The organism is Staphylococcus coagulans (assembly GCF_002901995.1).
Taxonomy (GTDB): domain Bacteria; phylum Bacillota; class Bacilli; order Staphylococcales; family Staphylococcaceae; genus Staphylococcus; species Staphylococcus coagulans.
The window spans coordinates 1-17,184 of sequence record NZ_PPQN01000028.1; the positions used below are offsets into that span (position 1 = coordinate 1).

The 17,184-nt window shown below is 35.7% G+C and carries 18 protein-coding genes and 1 pseudogene; 13 read left to right on the plus strand and 6 right to left on the minus strand.

Features of this window, described 5'->3' with window-relative positions:
• Nucleotides 1–203: 203 nt before the first annotated feature.
• Nucleotides 204–746, plus strand: coding sequence for a TetR/AcrR family transcriptional regulator (locus CD118_RS06925; protein ID WP_050332085.1), 543 nt, complete (start codon nt 204–206; stop codon nt 744–746).
• Between the two features lie 150 nt (nt 747–896).
• Nucleotides 897–1,574, plus strand: a complete 678-nt coding sequence (gene tenA, locus CD118_RS06930; protein WP_060829473.1) for a thiaminase II — start codon at nt 897–899, stop codon at nt 1,572–1,574.
• Between the two features lie 104 nt (nt 1,575–1,678).
• Here tenA and CD118_RS06935 read toward each other — a convergent pair whose 3' ends face one another.
• A complete protein-coding gene (locus CD118_RS06935; RefSeq protein ID WP_050330087.1) occupies nt 1,679–2,302 on the minus strand; it encodes a hypothetical protein in 624 nt (207 codons plus the stop codon).
• A gap of 315 nt (nt 2,303–2,617) precedes the next feature.
• Between CD118_RS06935 and CD118_RS06940 the strand changes: the two genes are divergently transcribed.
• Nucleotides 2,618–2,941, plus strand: a complete 324-nt coding sequence (locus CD118_RS06940; RefSeq protein WP_060829474.1) for a thioredoxin family protein — start codon at nt 2,618–2,620, stop codon at nt 2,939–2,941.
• Nucleotides 2,942–3,051: 110 nt separating this feature from the next.
• A complete protein-coding gene (locus tag CD118_RS06945; RefSeq protein ID WP_050330090.1) occupies nt 3,052–3,954 on the plus strand; it encodes an alpha/beta hydrolase fold domain-containing protein in 903 nt (300 codons plus the stop codon).
• Between the two features lie 475 nt (nt 3,955–4,429).
• Here CD118_RS06945 and CD118_RS12200 read toward each other — a convergent pair.
• A pseudogene (locus tag CD118_RS12200) lies at nt 4,430–4,513 on the minus strand (hypothetical protein); the annotation flags it as partial.
• Here CD118_RS12200 and CD118_RS06950 point away from each other — a divergent pair.
• Complete coding sequence (locus tag CD118_RS06950) at nt 4,476–5,462, plus strand: PTS sugar transporter subunit IIC (protein ID WP_228480302.1); 987 nt, start codon at nt 4,476–4,478, stop codon at nt 5,460–5,462. The pseudogene CD118_RS12200 and the gene CD118_RS06950 sit on opposite strands and share 38 nt — an antisense overlap.
• A gap of 126 nt (nt 5,463–5,588) precedes the next feature.
• Here CD118_RS06950 and CD118_RS06955 read toward each other — a convergent pair whose 3' ends face one another.
• Nucleotides 5,589–6,086 (minus strand): thioesterase family protein, encoded by a 498-nt coding sequence (locus tag CD118_RS06955; RefSeq protein ID WP_425353202.1) that lies wholly within the window; start codon nt 6,084–6,086, stop codon nt 5,589–5,591.
• A 179-nt stretch (nt 6,087–6,265) separates the two neighbouring features.
• On the opposite strand from CD118_RS06955, the gene fni reads away from it, so the two are divergent.
• Nucleotides 6,266–7,297 carry a type 2 isopentenyl-diphosphate Delta-isomerase gene (gene fni, locus CD118_RS06960; protein WP_050330096.1) on the plus strand — a complete coding sequence of 344 codons (1,032 nt, stop codon included), beginning with the start codon at nt 6,266–6,268 and terminating at the stop codon, nt 7,295–7,297.
• A gap of 262 nt (nt 7,298–7,559) precedes the next feature.
• Nucleotides 7,560–8,765: a GTP-binding protein gene (locus CD118_RS06965; protein WP_016426241.1), complete on the plus strand. Its 1,206-nt coding sequence runs from the start codon at nt 7,560–7,562 to the stop codon at nt 8,763–8,765.
• Between the two features lie 298 nt (nt 8,766–9,063).
• Here the strand turns inward: CD118_RS06965 and gltS are convergent, their stop codons facing one another.
• Together gltS and CD118_RS06975 are read right to left on the minus strand one after the other, a co-directional pair.
• Complete coding sequence (gltS, locus tag CD118_RS06970) at nt 9,064–10,275, minus strand: sodium/glutamate symporter (protein ID WP_060829477.1); 1,212 nt, start codon at nt 10,273–10,275, stop codon at nt 9,064–9,066.
• Nucleotides 10,276–10,420: 145 nt separating this feature from the next.
• Nucleotides 10,421–11,254, minus strand: a complete 834-nt coding sequence (locus tag CD118_RS06975) for a helix-turn-helix transcriptional regulator (RefSeq protein ID WP_050330102.1) — start codon at nt 11,252–11,254, stop codon at nt 10,421–10,423.
• A gap of 135 nt (nt 11,255–11,389) precedes the next feature.
• Here CD118_RS06975 and CD118_RS06980 point away from each other — a divergent pair, with 135 nt between their 5' ends.
• The 5 genes from CD118_RS06980 (at nt 11,390) to CD118_RS07000 (ending at nt 15,585) form a co-directional block, all read left to right on the plus strand.
• Nucleotides 11,390–12,253, plus strand: coding sequence for a hypothetical protein (locus CD118_RS06980; RefSeq protein WP_060829478.1), 864 nt, complete (start codon nt 11,390–11,392; stop codon nt 12,251–12,253).
• Nucleotides 12,254–12,415: 162 nt separating this feature from the next.
• Nucleotides 12,416–12,736: a PadR family transcriptional regulator gene (locus tag CD118_RS06985; RefSeq protein ID WP_016426248.1), complete on the plus strand. Its 321-nt coding sequence runs from the start codon at nt 12,416–12,418 to the stop codon at nt 12,734–12,736.
• Nucleotides 12,733–13,290: an HAAS signaling domain-containing protein gene (locus CD118_RS06990; protein ID WP_103356457.1), complete on the plus strand. Its 558-nt coding sequence runs from the start codon at nt 12,733–12,735 to the stop codon at nt 13,288–13,290. The genes CD118_RS06985 and CD118_RS06990 overlap by 4 nt, the downstream gene beginning before the upstream one ends.
• The gene (locus tag CD118_RS06995) at nt 13,287–14,108 is read left to right on the plus strand and encodes a DUF4097 family beta strand repeat-containing protein (protein ID WP_060829480.1); all 822 of its coding nucleotides are present in this window, start codon (nt 13,287–13,289) and stop codon (nt 14,106–14,108) included. Before CD118_RS06990 ends, CD118_RS06995 begins: the two co-directional genes overlap by 4 nt.
• A 154-nt stretch (nt 14,109–14,262) precedes the next feature.
• Complete coding sequence (locus CD118_RS07000; protein WP_060829481.1) at nt 14,263–15,585, plus strand: Na+/H+ antiporter NhaC family protein; 1,323 nt, start codon at nt 14,263–14,265, stop codon at nt 15,583–15,585.
• Nucleotides 15,586–15,640: 55 nt separating this feature from the next.
• Here the strand turns inward: CD118_RS07000 and CD118_RS07005 are convergent, their stop codons facing one another.
• A complete protein-coding gene (locus CD118_RS07005; RefSeq protein WP_050330112.1) occupies nt 15,641–16,255 on the minus strand; it encodes a DNA-3-methyladenine glycosylase in 615 nt (204 codons plus the stop codon).
• 181 nt (nt 16,256–16,436) lie between these two features.
• Between CD118_RS07005 and CD118_RS07010 the strand changes: the two genes are divergently transcribed.
• Entirely contained in the window at nt 16,437–17,114 is a 678-nt protein-coding gene (locus tag CD118_RS07010) for a DUF805 domain-containing protein (RefSeq protein WP_060829482.1), read from the plus strand.
• Nucleotides 17,115–17,184: the final 70 nt, after the last annotated feature.

Genomic DNA, 17,184 nt, shown 5'->3' on the forward strand with positions numbered 1-17,184 from the left:
GTTCATCTCTTTTTATTTATTTAAATATGATACTTATATAAAAGATGTAGTAAAACAATATACATTTAATAATTATGTCGTTCCAAGAATTTTTGCATTGTAAATGAATTAAAAGTTAGTTTATAATAAACAAAATGTGTATAAAGAGACGCCATATTAAGGGGTAACACCTTTAAGCATGAAGAAAGGTGAAGGTGGGGATTATGAATGAAAAAGATATTCGTGTACAAAAGACAAATTTAAGATTATCTCAAATATTTTTAGAGTTATTAGAAGAGCAGTTACTCACTAAAATTACAATTAATCATATTTGTCACAAAGCAAATGTGCATCGAACGACTTTTTATCAGCATTTTAAAGATAAATATGAGCTACTTTGGTATGTTTGTAGAGGTGTGATGAAACCTTACTTTAATTTACAATTTGAAGAGAGACTGTATTATCCTTTTAGCAGTCTGGAAAAAACGTTTGATCAACAAATTATAAAAATTTTACAAACTCAAAAAGAAGATCCTAAATTTTATCGATTAATTTTAAAACAATTTTCTAAGTACTTTGAAGGTGAGTTGAAATCACATGAGACGAAGCTGCCTTTTGAACCACATTTTCCAGTAGAAGTTTTCGGTTATGTGTATACGTCTACGATTCAATCTATGAACCAATGGCGTATTGATTGTAATATTGCATTCGATGCTTATTATATGGATAAACTCTATCAAAAATTAATTAGTTTTAAGCACGAATAACAAATATGAAATAGACTAACAGAACGTCATTCACCCAGTTTACAGATTTGATGGTAAATAAAAATTGAAATCAAATTTTATCTCTGTTCTTGAAGTTTTCGGTAATTTATGTGATGTTAAATAAAGAAACGATGAGAGGGGTATGCGGTTATGACATTTACAGATCGATTGTTTGAACGGGTAAAACCAATTTGGCAAAGTTATCTTGACCATCCATTTGTTAAGGGGATTGGTGACGGCTCACTTGATCAAGAAAAGTTTAAACATTGGTTAAAACAAGACTATATTTATTTAATCGATTATACGCGACTCTTTGCAATAGGTGTTACTAAAGCATCAGATTTAGAGATGATGACAACATTTGGTGAGTTAGTCGCAGGCACATTAAATACAGAAATGGCATTACATAGACAATATGCAGCACGATTTGGCATTACAGAACAAGAGTTAGAGGAAACAAAGCCAGCGAGTACGACTTTAGCGTATACGAGCTATATGTTAAATCTTGCGCAACGCGGAGATATTGAAAACGTGATTGCGGCTGTTTTAACGTGTACTTGGAGTTATCAATATATTGGGGAAGCACTGAGTCAAATTGAGGGTGCCATTGATCATCCATTCTATGGAGAATGGATTGAGATGTATAGTTCAGAAGCATTTACAACATTTAAAGACGATGTTGTACGGATAATGAACCAAGTCACGGACGGTATGTCTGAAGCGAAGCTACAAGCATTAGAAGATATTGTTGTTTATACGAGCTACTTTGAATATATGTTTTGGGATATGGCAGAAAACCTTGAAACATGGCCATTGCCTTATAAGTAAGCAGATATAAGATGTATCATTGAAACGAAATTGTCGTATAGTCTATTAAAATCGAAGCCACCTTCAATCAAAAAGTAATGAATACAGAAGGTGGCTTCGATTTATTATTTGATTTTCGGACGGCGATTTCTAAAGAATAAGCTAATGAAATAGAGGAATGTCGCAATCCCCATGAAAATAATAGCATTATGTAACGCGTTGGCACCTGTTAATAAATTAGAAGCGTCGACTTGACCAACATAAGGCGCAAGTTGTTTTGCAAATTCATCAGCGACCTCATCAATGTAGTAAAGAAAACCAATTGGAATCAATGTAATGAAAACTGCAATGATGAAATTAAGTATTTTTAAAATCGTACGATTAAAAATGAGTGTTAATAAAGCTAAAACGATGTTAATGAGAGATAGAATAAAGAAAACATTCAATACTTTAATTAAAACGCTGAGCTTTTGTTCAACTGCAGAAATATCAATAAGTGTAATACTACTCAATTGCGTTGTGATGACTTTAAGCTTATCAAAAGTGACATTTTCATTAATGAAACCCATTTTAAACAGCGTATCTGAATACATGCTGTAGGCAGCTATCGTTACAAATACCGCTGCAATTAAAGTAAGAATAAAACTAACCCATGAGCGACGTTTTTTGCCATAACGTTTACCACGATGAATTGTTTGATAGTCAAACTGTTGCTGGAAATGGGGCTGTGATTGAGATTTCTCTTTCATAAAGGACGCCTCCAAGAATAAGATTTGAGATTTTGAACGAATTATAATGACAATAATATAAGCATTATATTATACCTACACCTATATTAATAGTCGTAAGCAACAAATCTGAAAGGTTCTGCTCATTGTAATCCTTTTTTCTTGTCTTTAGGTGATGCTTTAAAAGAATTTTCTTGATAGATGCTACAATAAACGATATTTTCTCCGACCATGCAAGATAAATTTCCTATCAAGTGAAAGTTAAAAGCATCCACATCCATAGAAAAATGTTTGTATATCAATGTTATCATTTGTATGATAGCAAGGAGGTAGATGATGGAAAAATTAAAAAGTTTAGAGACCTACGAACAGTTTATACAGACGCATGAGATTGCAATTGTTCATATTTCGAGAGAAAATTGTTCAGTTTGTCATGCGATATTACCAAGAGTTGAATCACTTGTTGAACGATATGAAGGTGTTGCTTTAGGACATTTGAGTGCGGATGATGTGCCCGAAATTGCCGGGGCTTTATCCATTTTTACAGTTCCAGTTGATATTCTATTTTACGAAGGAAAAGAAATGCATCGAGAAGGTCGTTTTATTGATTTGGATCGTTTAGAATCACAATTATTTAAAATTTATAAGAGCATCAATTGATAAAACGTATTATAATGAAAAAGAATGCGAATGTTCTAATATGGAAGTCTAAATCTAAAATAGAAATAAACAGAACAAGAGGACAATGTAGACAAAAGTGAGGGATTGAATTGAAACGTAATGTCATGAGTAATTTAATGGGGAGATATTTATCGCATCAACGTCATATTAAATTTAAAACACAAGATGAGGTCGATGCCTATTTAGAAAAACGCCGCCAACTCAATAAAGAAAAACATAAACAACCTGAGCAAATCAATGTCAAATCGAACTTAGTGAAGGATATGTTTGATGACATGCAAGTTTTTCGCTTTAACTTTGGTCATCATATTAAAAATAAGATTTTATATATTTATGGTGGCACTTTTGTGTTACAACCCTCTGTTTTTCATTGGCGATTTATGGATAAATTAGCTTATGAAACGTTACATGAAGTGGTTTTGCCTATTTACCCAAAGGCACCGGAATACACGTATCGTGAAACCCATCAAGCCATTGAACAAGCGTATCGTCGTTTACTGAAAGAAACAGATGCAGATAATATTGTGATTATGGGGGATGCCTCTGGTGGAAATATGGCATTAAGCTTTGTTCAAAAATTAATGGAGCAAGATGAGTTGCCATTGCCACGTCAGTTGTATTTAATTTCACCTTGGCTCGATCTCTCGCTCTCTAATCCAGATATTACAGAGCAAGTTCAAAAGAAAGACCCTATCCAAAATGTGTTTAGCTTACAATCTGTCGCTAAAGTTTGGGTCGACGATTTAGAGCGTAAAAATCCGCGTGTGTCACCGATGTATGGTTCAGTGCGTGGCTTACCACCCGTTTATATGTTTGGAGGTACAAGTGAAATCTTTTATCCAGATATGCGTAAGCTCGCTGATTATTTTGAGGCAGAGCAACAGCCGATTCATTTTTATGAATATAAAGATATGGTCACGGCTTTTCCGTTATATCCTATCGTTGAATCTAGAAAAGTTTTAAAACAAATCCGTAAAACAATCCATCCATAAAAAAGATGAAGTAAGACATGCAATGGCGTGCAACTTCTGCGATAAATAAGCAGAATGGTCTCTGATGAAAAGCATATGCAAATGTGCTTTTTACAAGCGACCATTCTGTTTTTCTATATCGATGTAGTTTATTTTCTAGGTATGAAAGACAATGCAATAAGTCAAAACGTTTTGAAAAAATAATAGATATATCAAGATGAATGGTGAGTGTGTGTTCGTGTTATAAAGACAAACTTGAAGTGGATTATCGTATTCACACAATAATTTTGTTTTTATAAAGCTTTTTTTGGATTAAATATAGAATCAAATGAACGTCTGAGACAAACAAATTCTTAAATGAAGTAAAGCGCCGTGCAATTAAGTAAAATTTTTAGTAGAATTAACTATATGCAAAAATATCAATATTATAAAGTTATTCAGAAATTGATAAATATGTAAATTTAAGGGGCCTTTTCGAATAACAAGAGGGGGACATTATGGATTTATTAATCGGTACTGCTTTTTTAATTTTAGTACTTGTCATTTTCACGTTATTTACATATAAAGCGCCAAACGGCATGCGTGCCATGGGTGCACTAGCGAATGCAGCTATCGCGACGTTTTTGGTCGAAGCATTTAACAAATACGTTGGGGGACGTGTATTTCATAATGCTTTTCTTGAACAAGTCGGCGCTGCAGCTGGAAATTTAGGCGGTGTAGCAGCGGCAGGTTTAACAGCATTAGCGATTGGTGTTTCACCCGTTTACGCTTTAGTCATTGCAGCTGCTTGTGGTGGATTAGATTTATTACCTGGTTTCTTCGCAGGTTATTTAATTGGTTACTTAATGAAATATACCGAAAAATATGTGCCGGATGGTGTCGATTTGATTGTGGCCGTGTTAATTGTAGCGCCATTATCACGAGCTGTGGCATTATTGTTCACACCAGTCGTTAAAAATACATTAATTAAAATTGGCGATATCATCCAAAGCTCAACTGATACAAGTCCAATCATTATGGGAATTATCTTAGGTGGTATCATTACGGTAGTGGGTACGGCACCATTAAGCTCTATGGCACTGACGGCTTTGCTTGGTCTTACAGGTGTCCCAATGGCTATTGGTGCGATGGCAGCGTTCAGTTCAGCATTCATGAACGGAACTTTATTCCATCGTCTCAAATTAGGTGATCGCAAATCCACAATATCTGTAAGTATTGAACCATTATCACAAGCAGACATTGTCTCGGCAAATCCCATTCCTATTTATATTACGAACTTTTTCGGAGGCGCAACCGCCGGCTTAGTCATTGCCCTTTCTGGACTTGTGAATGATGCGACCGGAACTGCAACGCCAATTGCAGGTTTTATCGTAATGTTTGGTTTTAATCATTGGGGGACTGTAGTTATTTATGGTGTGATTATGGGAATTATTGGCTTAATATGGGGCTATATCGGCTCAATCGTATTCAAAAAATATCCTATTGTCACTAAAGCAGATATGATTCGCCGTGGTGCGACTGACGCTTAAATAATTCGTTAAATAATCAGGAATTTCATATGTAAAGAAGACATGACATGTTAAAAGACTGCGGACGCTTAATTTAAGATTGAGGCACGCAGTCTTTTTATGTTTCTATAGAAAGTGCAGTGCAAATTAAAGCTCTTCGTTATTAGTTTTTCTTTTTTTAGGTATTTCTATGCGGTGCCCCAATTGCTCTGGCCAATCCGTTCTGTTTTGTGAATGGACATAATGTTGGATTTGTGCAAATATATCTTCAGGATAAGGGGCTGCGCGGCGTGTCGACTTATCAATGCCCATCATCATCGTTTCTGCAGTTGCGACAACTTCATTCGTGTTGCGATTGATTAATTCTAGGAAGTAATGTGTTCGCTTTTCATCAAAATCGTAAATATTGACTTTAATGGCAATAGGCGTATGCAATGTCAGTTCTTTGAGAAAATTGATGTGCGTTTCAAGGGTGAAAACAGTATAATTTCTTGCATCTCTTTCAGGATTGGACAAACCGATTTGATCGTGAAAGTGATCGATCGCTAAACTAAAGACGCGTGCATATTCTGAGTCGTTCATATGTTGATTGCGATCAATCCAATCTTCTTGGACACTATTTTCATCATAAAATGGAAAGTTAATCATATTCATACCTCGTTTTTCATTTTTGTCATATTATAACGTAGATTTTAAAGTTTTGTGATGTTAAATGATGGTAAAGATAACAGTAGAAATTTGTATTTAAAGGTTGAAAGGTGTTCATCATGCGATAGGTTATGATATAGTCAAAACAAGAAAAGATGATAAGGGGACGCTACTCAATGACTGAAAAAAGAGAACAACGAAAAAATGAACATGTTCTATTAGCGCTTGCACAAAGTGAAGCACAGCAATCTGATTTTGATCGATTCCAATTTGTCCATCATGCGATACCTACAATTGATGTCGCAGATGTTTCGTTAAAATCAAGATGCCAAGCATTAGAAATGGCACACGTACTTTATGTGAATGCGATGACGGGAGGCTCTGAATGGACAGCTGACATGAATACCAAGCTGGCACAAGTTGCGGCAGCCACACATTTGCCGATTGCAGTTGGAAGTATGCATGCGGCTTTTAAAAATCCAGATGTGCGTCATTCATATGAAGTTGTACGTCAAAACCATCCAGAAGGACAGATTTGGGCAAATATTAGTGCAGAGGCTTCGGTTGCTCAAGCAAAAGAGGCTATCTCAATTGTAGATGCGAATGCGCTACAAATCCATGTAAATGCACCACAAGAGCTCGTCATGCCAGAGGGACAACGTGAATTTAAACATTGGATGACACAGATTAAAAAAATTGTAGAGGCCATTCAAATACCGGTTATTGTTAAAGAAGTCGGTTTTGGAATGAGTTATGATACGATACAAGATTTGATTGACCATGGTGTTAAATATGTCGATGTCAGTGGGCGTGGCGGTACAAACTTTATCTCTATTGAAAATGAGCGTCGTGTCCTTAAAGATATGGAATATTTAAGTGATTGGGGACAATCTACAGTCGTTTCATTATTAGAGGCGCGTAATTTAAGTAACCGTGTGCATCTTTTAGCGAGTGGAGGGATCCGTCATCCACTCGATGCAGTGAAGGCCTTGCGTTTAGGCGCTGAAGCGGTGGGAATGTCTCGTCCTATTCTAAAACGCGTCCATGAAGCAGGTGTCGAAGAGACAGTTCAATATATAGAGAATTTTAAAACACAAATGGCGCATATTATGACCTTGCTTAATGCGCGAACGATTCAAGAGTTGAGACAGTCAGCGATTGTATTTGATCCTTATTTGAAAAGCTGGATACAACAACGACAACTTTAAATAAAGGTTGCCTCATGAAATGAAGAGATAGGTTTTCAGCATAGAGATCAATGTAACGAAAAATAAGATACTCACCCTCTAAAGTGAACATTTAAAAAATGGAAACTTGGAGGGTGTGCTTTTAATTTAGAGGACTTTTAAAACGTTGGATTGATGAATCTTAAACGGGCAAAAGAATTTATCATTGCGTTATTGTAAGAATATGTTATATACTGTAAAACGTAATTGTTACGATTTGTAGTAGAATAGAGGAGGGTTTATAATGGGTAAAATACCTGTTACCGTTTTAAGTGGCTATTTAGGCTCAGGAAAAACAACGTTACTCAACCATATTCTTAATAACAGAGAGGGTAAAAGAATAGCTGTTATTGTTAATGATATGAGTGAAGTCAATATAGATAAAGATCTTGTTGCCGATGGGGGCGGATTGTCTCGTACTGATGAAAAATTAGTAGAGTTATCAAACGGGTGTATCTGTTGTACGTTAAGAGAAGATTTATTGAAAGAAGTCGAACGTATTGTTCAACGTGGTGGTATTGATCAAATCGTGATCGAGTCAACAGGCATTTCTGAACCTGTACCTGTTGCACAAACATTCTCATATGTTGATGAAGAACTTGGTATCGACTTAACAGAAATTTGTAATCTTGATACGATGGTTACAGTTGTAGACGCTAACCGCTTTATTAAAGATTACCAATCAGGCGATATGTTATTAGATCGTGATCAAGCAGTTGGTGAAGAAGATGAACGAACTATCGCAGATTTGTTGATTGATCAAATCGAATTTTGTGATGTACTCGTATTAAACAAAGTCGACTTAGTTAGCGAAGAAGAAGCAAATCGATTAGAAGCGATGTTACGTAAGTTACAACCATCCGCAAAAATTATCCGTACAGTAAATTCAGTAGTTGATTTAGACGATGTATTAGAAACTGGACGTTTTGATTTTGATACTGCGAGTCAATCAGCAGGCTGGTTACAAGAACTTGAAGCAGGTGGTCATGCAACACATACGCCGGAAACAGAAGAATACGGTATCTCATCATTTGTTTACAAACGTCGTTTACCATTCCATGCAGCACGTTTTAATACGTGGTTGGAAAATATGTCAGAGTCAATTGTACGTGCAAAAGGGATTGCATGGTTAGCACAATACAACCAAGTTGCATGTCTTGTTTCTCAAGCTGGTACGGCTGTAGATATTCATCCTGTCACATTTTGGGTCGCAACAATGCCAAAAGCTGAAAAAGCTGCTATATTACAAGAAAGAGAAGATGTGCGCGCAGATTGGGATCCGGAATATGGAGACCGTCATACGCAACTTGTTATTATTGGTGTAGATTTAGATGAAGAAAAAATTACAGCAGAATTAGACGCTTGTCTATTAAATAGTGATGAAATCGATGCAGATTGGTCACAATTAGAAAATCCATATTACTGGGAAATTCGACGACAAGAAGCATAAAAAATGAACTGGGACATCAAAATCCCAAAATAAAAAGCGCTAAGATGATTTTTAACAAAATCGTCCTAGCGCTTCTCTTTTATAATTAAAATTTTATTTTAAAAATAAAACACGCTCGTATCCTTGAATTAATAAGGACAAAAACTCAATTAACGAGGGAACTTATATATAAAGATTAAAGGTTCACTACATCGTAATGAACCTTTTTTAGCATCCGTTTTAAAATGTTAGCATAAGAAGTAAAAATAGCTCATTTTTTACTTCAATATCATAAATCCAATCCCTTACATAATATCCACTAAGGTTTAAAAATATTAATAAATGTTGTAATAATTGGTACACCGAGTAAATCTACGAGGAATGCGCCTACGATAGGTACAACGAGATAGGCACGTGGAGAATTCCCAAATTTTTTCGTAATCGCATCTAAATTGGCCATCGCATTAGGTGTTGCACCTAAGCCGTGTCCGATAAAACCACCAATCATGACGGCAGCATCATAGTCTTTGCCGAGACAACGGAAGACAACAAAGATGGAAAAGAGCGCTACGAAAATAACCTGACAAATGACAATAACGATAAGCGGTAGTGCAAGATGATAAACATCCGTGAGCTTAATGCTCATTAACGCGATGGATAAAAACACACTCAATGAAATATCGCCGATTTGATTTGTCAGTTTTAAATCAATTAAGTTTAAGTTCGTATACTCTGAAATGTTACGAATGATGACAGCGATAAACATAGACGCAACATATAATGGAATATTCAAGCCTGACCATTCACTAAATGCTTTGCCTAAAAATGTTCCTAATCCCATACAAAATAGGATGACTGTCATTTGAATGAAAAAGACTTCGTTAATAGAAAAGTTTTTATGTAAGCGACGATTAATGTCGATTTCTGAATAATCTTTTTGTGTTTCTTCTCTATGCGCAGGTGCTAAATTGTGTTTTTTAATAAGATAACGGACAACGGGGCCACCCATTAAGCCACCAGCAACAAGACCCAGTGTTGCTGCCGCCAATGCTGCCGTTACAGCTGAGTCAATACCATAACTTTGAATTGTTTGACCATATGCAGTGGCATTCCCATGCCCACCTTCCATTGACATAGCACCGGCAGTTAAACCGAGTAAAGGATCAATATGTAAAACTTTTGCCATTGAAACCCCAATGATATTTTGGAATGTGGCAAGCACACCACATAAAATCCAATAGACGATTAATACTTTTCCACCCAGTTTTAATAACTTGAATGAAGCGCCTAAACCAATTGTTGTAAAAAAGGCAAGCATAAAAAAGTCTCTGAAAAAGTCACCGTCTAATTTAATATGAAGCACACCTGTTGAAGAAAGAATCGCAGATATAATCGCAAAAATCAGTCCACCAATCACGGGTGAAGGGATACTTAATCGATTAAAAAGTTCAACTTTATTGACGATTGCTTGACCAATAATAAGCAATAGACACGCAACAAACAACGTTGTAATACTGTTCAGCTCTATCACTGTTACGTTCCCCCTTTAAGTTAATGAAATAGAAAGGGCTTTCAACCCCATACTAAATAATTATACTTTTTTTAAGGACAAAAATCTATATAATTATAAAATTGGATGTAATCTCTCACAATATACTACTATTAAATATTTCAAATTAATCAGAAGGTTGTTGTGATTTTCTATATGCTGTTGCGCTCATGCCAAACTGCTTTTTGAAAGTTTTAGAAAAAAGGAGAGGGTCTTTATATCCAACACGATATGCAATTTCTTGGATTTGCAGGTTGGTTTCTTTAAAAAGTTTTGAAGCTTGATACATCCGAACATGGATTAAGTAATTTTGTGGGGATTGATCGATATGTTTTTTGAACATTTTATACAAGTAACTTCGGCTCACATTGACATGCTTTGCGACATCGATAATCGTGATGGCCTTCATATAGTTGTCGTTGATATAGCGTATCGCTTCACGCACATTTGAATAAATCTCAGTCTGAACAATAGCAAACGGTTTTGGGAAATGCAAATGTAACTGATAGAGCAATTCATACAAGTCACGCATATGCTGGATATCGTCTGATGCTTCAGTCGAATAGTGAACAGAGCGATGACACATGCGATAAATGATATGTTCAATCGCACCCGTGTTTTCATTTTGAATTACGAGACGGTCTTTCAAAGTTGTTCGATTCAAATAGTCTAATGCAATTTTGCCACTAAAGCCGACCCAATAATAAGTCCACGGTTCATTTAGTTCTGATTCATAATGAACTTCCATCCCTTGTTGAAGCAGAAATAAATCACCCGGTTTTAAAATATAAGTTTGATTTTGATAAATGAGTCTGCCAGTCCCTGCCATGACGATATGTAATACAGCCGGTTTTGACACGGTATATTGGTAACCGCCTTGAGGCGTCCCAACTTCGATGCCACACTCATCAACGTGTGCCTCGAATTGGTCTTTTTTAAACATTTTCCATAATATTTGCATGCCAACACCTTCTGCTTAAAGATATGGAAACATTTTACCATAATTTGTGATGATTGGTATATATTCTCATATCTTTTATAGTGTTAAATTAATTGTATAATAAGAAATAATATTCTATTTAGAGGTGTATGGAAAATGGAAAAATTAAGGAATATACCAATGCGACAGGTGAAGCCTCAGCCCCTTGCACATAGAATACGTTATATACCTTATATTAATCGACATGTTTTTAATTCGTATTCTATGGATTATATAAATCATACAATAACCGTTTTAGCTGGTGAATGGGAGTCAACAGTGAGACGTTTCGAGACTGACGATGAAGTTTCTGACGTATGGGAGAAGTCGGAACAGCATGATTCAGGCGCTGTCGAATTAAATTTAGAACAACCTGGGCGCATGAATCAATTAAGTTACCAACAATATTTTGATATCAAAGACTTCGATGACAGTAAAGATTATCATCTAAACATAGAAGGCATCAATCAACCTTTTCTCATTAAAGTGAATGACATGAGTTTGGAGATTGTCGATACAACGCAAACTATAATCGAATTTGATGTGACACCTATGATTAATGGACGAAATAATAAGATAGAGATAATAACTGATTTTCAGTCAATGGAGGTTGCAAACGATTCAGCTGAGATAGATTTGCAAATGGACTTATGCCAAAGTCTTTATATTTTAGAACGGGCTAATGATCGTATTCAGAATTTTGAAATAGACATCAAAAGGATCAATCAGCATGGTTTGACGCTACGATTACAGATTTTAGATATTGATGGTGCTCCGATTCCTTCTTTTATGCTTGTTGATGCCGAAGCGCGTATCATATTGGAAGGTGATATTGATATAGACAGGGTGACATCAATTCATATTCCGTTTAGTCAAGAAGGGCCTCCTCCTTTTATTTTATATATAGAAACTGAACACGAAACCATTGCACATCGTATTGAGGTCAATGGAAAACATGAACCAGTTATCCTAACGCATTAAAAATGAATATAAGCATCAAAACATAAAATACAGCCGTTCACTATTGAAGGGGTGTGTTTTATTTTTTAATCAGTACCTTGTAATGTTTAATAGCTTATGGTAAGTTTATTTTAGTATTATACATTAAACAGTACTGATTGATGTATAGTTGGAGGTTTTGCGATGAATATACAATTTAAAAAAGGTGCATTAGAAATGATTGTACTTTTGATTATTAAAGGAGAGGCGCAATATGGATACTCCCTTGTACAAAACATTTCTAAGCGGATGATGATTGCGGAAGGTACCGTTTATCCCTTATTAAGGCGTTTAGTAAAAGAAGGTTACCTTTCGACATATTATCAACCTTCAACAGAAGGACCAGCAAGAAAATATTATGAATTAACAGAGTTAGGTTTGGTGCGCTTGAATCAATTAAAATCGGAATGGCGTGCGTTTGTAGATATCGTACAACTATTTATAGAAGAGAGTGAGCAAGCATGACAAAGAATGAATATTTAGCCATACTTTATGAGCATTTAAAAAATATGTCTGAAACCGAGAAACAAGATATTGTCTCTGAATACGAAAATCATTTTATTGAAGGTTTAAATGATGGCAAAACTGAACAACAAATCGTCAAGATGCTAGGTCATCCTAAAGATATGGCGAAAGCAATTAATGCTGAAAGTGCAGTAGGTGAAGCAGAAAAGCATAAGGGCTTATCAAATACGGGACAAGCAATTATAACTGTTTTAGGGCTGAGCATTATTAATTTTATTTTGATTACAGGTCCGTTATTGATATACATTGGTTTGCTTATCAGTCTCGCATTCGTAGGACTCATTGGCTTGGCAGCACCTTTTTTAGTGTTCTATCAACAAAGGTTTACAACAGACCCTGTTTTAATATCAGATTGGTTTGCAGCGATAGGATGGCTTGGCTTAGGTATCATGCTCGCCGTTTTAACCATTGTTATTGTGAAATGGAGTTATTTGATGATCATTAAATATTTAAAATGGAACATTCAACTGATCAAGAGAGGTAATCAATCATGAAAAAGACACTAAAGATTTTATTTTTAATTGGCTTGCTCCTCTTTATCGTTGGCATTGTAGGTACAATCTATTACTCCTTTTTTAATCAACAGTCTAAAGTGCACTATAATGAAATAGAGAAGAAGTTTGATACATCTCAAATAAAGTCACTACATATCGAAGCTAAAGGTAAAGATGTGGAATTTACAACTGGGGATCAACTCAAAATTGAAGGTGTATTTACTGACAAGAAAAATGCGATTCAAACTAAGCAACATCAACAGCAATTAAATATTAACGTTAAAGGAAATGATGTAGTACAACCTCGTATTAATGTCAATCCTTTTAAAAATGTAAAACGACATAAAGTGCTAATCACGATTCCAAAATCGAAATTAGATGAGCTTTCATTAAAGTTAGGAAAAAGTGTCATGAATATTGAACAATTAAATATCAATAAGTTGAGTGTTGATACAGATTCTGGCTCTATCATAATCAATCATAGTCAAATCGGAACGTTGAATGCACAAATAGGTTCTGGTTATATAGAAAGCGAAACAACAGATTATAAAGAAATATTGATTCATAACCGTTTAGGTCATACAGATTTAAATGATGTACCGATAGATATTCCGATAACGATTGAAAATGAAAAAGGCGGCGTCGAAGTCACTTATAAAACAAAGCCTCATAATACAAGATTTGATATACAAAATCGCTATGGGAATGTCGATTTAGAAGATATTGAAGACTTAAAACATAAACAAGTTGGTGAAGGACAGTATCAGGTCGTTATTAAAAATAAGACGGGTTACGTTACTTTTTCAACTGATGATTGAGAAAACGACTACGAAAATCATCATTTGCCGTGAATGTACATAGTGAGCAAATGATCTTAAAATGAATATGCAGAAGCAATGAAGCAAGTGACTTGTCAAAGTCAAATAATGGTGTATAATCCTTATCGTGAAACTAAGGTATAAGGAGAAAGAGATGTCACAAGAATTAAGAAGTCAAAAACAGTATGGTGCACTCGCATTATTACCCCTTATCATTTTTCTCGTCTTATATATTGGGGTAGGTTTATATTTCACAGCGATAGGCGCTAAAGACCCATTCAGTCGATTGCCACGGCATGTTGCGATATTTATAGCCATAGTCATTGCTTGGGTTTGTTATGATCGAAAAACATCAGTTGCAAAAAAGATTAAGATCTTTACTGAAAACGCGGGTTCTTCAGGTATTGCTGAACTTGGATTAATTTTATTATTAGCAGGAGGATTCGCGAGCGCTGCTTCTGCGATGGGTGGACAAGAAGCAATGGTAAATATGGGGCTTTCAGTCATACCACCAAGTTTACTCATACCTGGTATCTTTGTGATGAGTGCTTTTGTAGCCACATCATTAGGGACATCAACAGGAACACAAGCGGCATTTATTCCAATTGGTGTTGCTGTAGCACAGTCTGCTGACTTAAATGTTGCAGCCGCTGCAGCTGCTGTCATTGCAGGAGCTTATTTCGGGGATAACTTGTCTATTATTTCAGATACAACAATTGCTGCAACAACAGGTGTCGGTGCTAAAATGAAAGACAAGTTTAGAGCGAATTTTTTAATCGCACTTCCAGCTGCGGTCATTACATTTATTATTTATGCCATTGTTGGTGGTACAGGACACATTGATAAAGATTTGAGTTATAACTTTATTGATTTACTCCCTTATTTATTTGTGTTGGCTGCTGCTATTTTAGGAATGAACGTCATGCTCGTCCTTATTTCGGGTATTTTACTCACAGGCGTGATTGGTGTAGCAAGAGGAAATATTGGCATTTTTGAATGGACTACTAAAATAGGGGAAGGTATGGAAGGGACCTTTATGATTTTCCTTATTGCGTTTTTAATTTCAGGACTTGTTGCGTTGATTCGATATTACGGGGGCATCGATTGGATTATTGAAACGATGAAAAAACGTGCAAAGGGACCGAAAAGTGCTGAATATGCGATGAGCTTTCTATCAGGTTTTTTATCCGCTGCATTAGTGCATAATGTGGTCGCAATTATTATATCAGCACCGATTGCTAAAGAAATTGGACAAATGTATAAAATTGCGCCAAAACGAATGGCAAGCTTATTAGATATCTTTGCAGCTAGTGCATTGATGGTGTTACCGCACGATAGTGGTATGTTAATGGCCGAACAATTTGGTCATGTCACATATTTGGAAGTATTGAAATATTCATTCTATCCAATTATTTTAGTTATTTGTACCATTATTTCGATTCATGTCGGCATGTTTCGTAAAAAAGAAACAATATAAAGAAAAAGCAATGTATTTCGAACAGTCTTTTATGTTCGAGATACATTGCTTTTTATTACGAAGATTTCCACGTTTCATGTGCGGGTAACCTATCTTTCGCGCGCATATGGGACACATAAGGGTTCCCTTTAACCGTAAAACGTAACGGTTCATCCGTCCACTGACCTTTATTCGGGATGCCAATTCGAGGGCCTGCTACAATCGCTCTTGGATATTTACGATGTTTTGTATCAATTTTTAATCGGCCTGTATTTAATTTGGAGCCATCTATTGCACGAGGAATTTGTAATGCTTGTGTTAATTTTCCCGGGCCGTTCGTTAATTCAAAGCCTTTTTTGCCGCGATTGTATTCCATAATATCGATGCCTTGTTCTGGTTGAATGGCACGGATAAGGACGCCTTCAGGAACACCAGCTGTTTGGGTCACAAAATTAATTAATAATTGTCGGTGCATCGTATGAGCATAAATCGTGCCACCTTCTTGATAGAGAGATTCGACTTTCGGTGTGCGCTTCCCTTGAAAGCCATGTGCAGCTTGATCTTGATGGCCGAGATAAGCTTCAGTTTCAACAATATATCCTGTAAGCGTATGGTGTTCAGATTCATAAATCAATTGAACGCCTAATAAGTCTTGAGCAGTTTGAATCGTTGGACGATGAATAAAATCCATAATACGTGCCTCCATATATGATGATGATTCATATTGTAGCGAACTTGCGTGTCAAAACCAACTCATAGCCACATCGAAGGGAAGTTTATATTAAAGAGATGCATGGTGAAAAAGGGACCTGTTACATTCATTAAAGAGTATGGTACACTGAAGAAAAGAGAAAATACAAGGAGGATCAATCATGTACGTAACGCCGAAAGTTGGCTTTGTAGAGGCCTACAAATATTTTTGGTTAAATTACTTTAACTTCAAAGGGCGAAGTCGTCGAAGTGAATACTGGTGGGTAGCGCTTTGGAATTTTTTGATTTATGTTGTCACATTTTTCCTTGCATTCTTATGTTTCTTTATCCCTGGAGTAGGCCCTATTTTGGGTGTGATTCTAATCATTGTTATACTCCTCTATGCGTTAGCAACCATTATTCCTAATTTAGCGCTACAGGTCAGAAGATTTCATGATGTGGGCTTTTCAATGTGGATTCCAATGATTAGTTTTATCGTTAGTATCATTTATAATGTTATCAGTGGCCTAAGCCCTGATGAAGATATTTCTGAAGGAAACATCAATGGGGTAGATACAAAAGTGACTGGAAACTTAAATTTTGATTTTATTCCAGATTGGTTAGGTTATACTGTACTTAGCCTCACAATCATTTTAAATATTGTGTGTTTAATTATTGCTTTGCTTGATAGTAAGGAACAAGTCAATAAATATGGACCTTCGCCTAAATATATTGAGACCGGTCATGATAAGGGCTTCCCTAACGATGATCTAAAAGATGATGCTTCAAACGAGGAATCATTCACATCATACGAAACATCACAACAAAAACAAATAGAACAAGATCCATATAAATATTAAATCGAGTGTGCTCAAAGATGAGATGAAGTAAGTAAGCATTTCATTTTTGAGCATTTTTGTTTAATTCAGA

Bases quoted from the DNA above. Each gene is read 5' to 3' on its own strand.
- CD118_RS06925 (WP_050332085.1), top strand. From the start codon at position 204: ATGAATGAAAAAGATATTCGTGTACAAAAGACAAATTTAAGATTATCT.
- tenA (WP_060829473.1), top strand. From the start codon at position 897: ATGACATTTACAGATCGATTGTTTGAACGGGTAAAACCAATTTGGCAA.
- CD118_RS06935 (WP_050330087.1), bottom strand. From the start codon at position 2,302: ATGAAAGAGAAATCTCAATCACAGCCCCATTTCCAGCAACAGTTTGAC.
- CD118_RS06940 (WP_060829474.1), top strand. From the start codon at position 2,618: ATGGAAAAATTAAAAAGTTTAGAGACCTACGAACAGTTTATACAGACG.
- fni (WP_050330096.1), top strand. From the start codon at position 6,266: ATGACTGAAAAAAGAGAACAACGAAAAAATGAACATGTTCTATTAGCG.
- CD118_RS06965 (WP_016426241.1), top strand. From the start codon at position 7,560: ATGGGTAAAATACCTGTTACCGTTTTAAGTGGCTATTTAGGCTCAGGA.
- CD118_RS06975 (WP_050330102.1), bottom strand. From the start codon at position 11,254: ATGCAAATATTATGGAAAATGTTTAAAAAAGACCAATTCGAGGCACAC.
- CD118_RS06980 (WP_060829478.1), top strand. From the start codon at position 11,390: ATGGAAAAATTAAGGAATATACCAATGCGACAGGTGAAGCCTCAGCCC.
- CD118_RS06985 (WP_016426248.1), top strand. From the start codon at position 12,416: ATGAATATACAATTTAAAAAAGGTGCATTAGAAATGATTGTACTTTTG.
- CD118_RS06990 (WP_103356457.1), top strand. From the start codon at position 12,733: ATGACAAAGAATGAATATTTAGCCATACTTTATGAGCATTTAAAAAAT.
- CD118_RS06995 (WP_060829480.1), top strand. From the start codon at position 13,287: ATGAAAAAGACACTAAAGATTTTATTTTTAATTGGCTTGCTCCTCTTT.
- CD118_RS07000 (WP_060829481.1), top strand. From the start codon at position 14,263: ATGTCACAAGAATTAAGAAGTCAAAAACAGTATGGTGCACTCGCATTA.
- CD118_RS07005 (WP_050330112.1), bottom strand. From the start codon at position 16,255: ATGGATTTTATTCATCGTCCAACGATTCAAACTGCTCAAGACTTATTA.
- CD118_RS07010 (WP_060829482.1), top strand. From the start codon at position 16,437: ATGTACGTAACGCCGAAAGTTGGCTTTGTAGAGGCCTACAAATATTTT.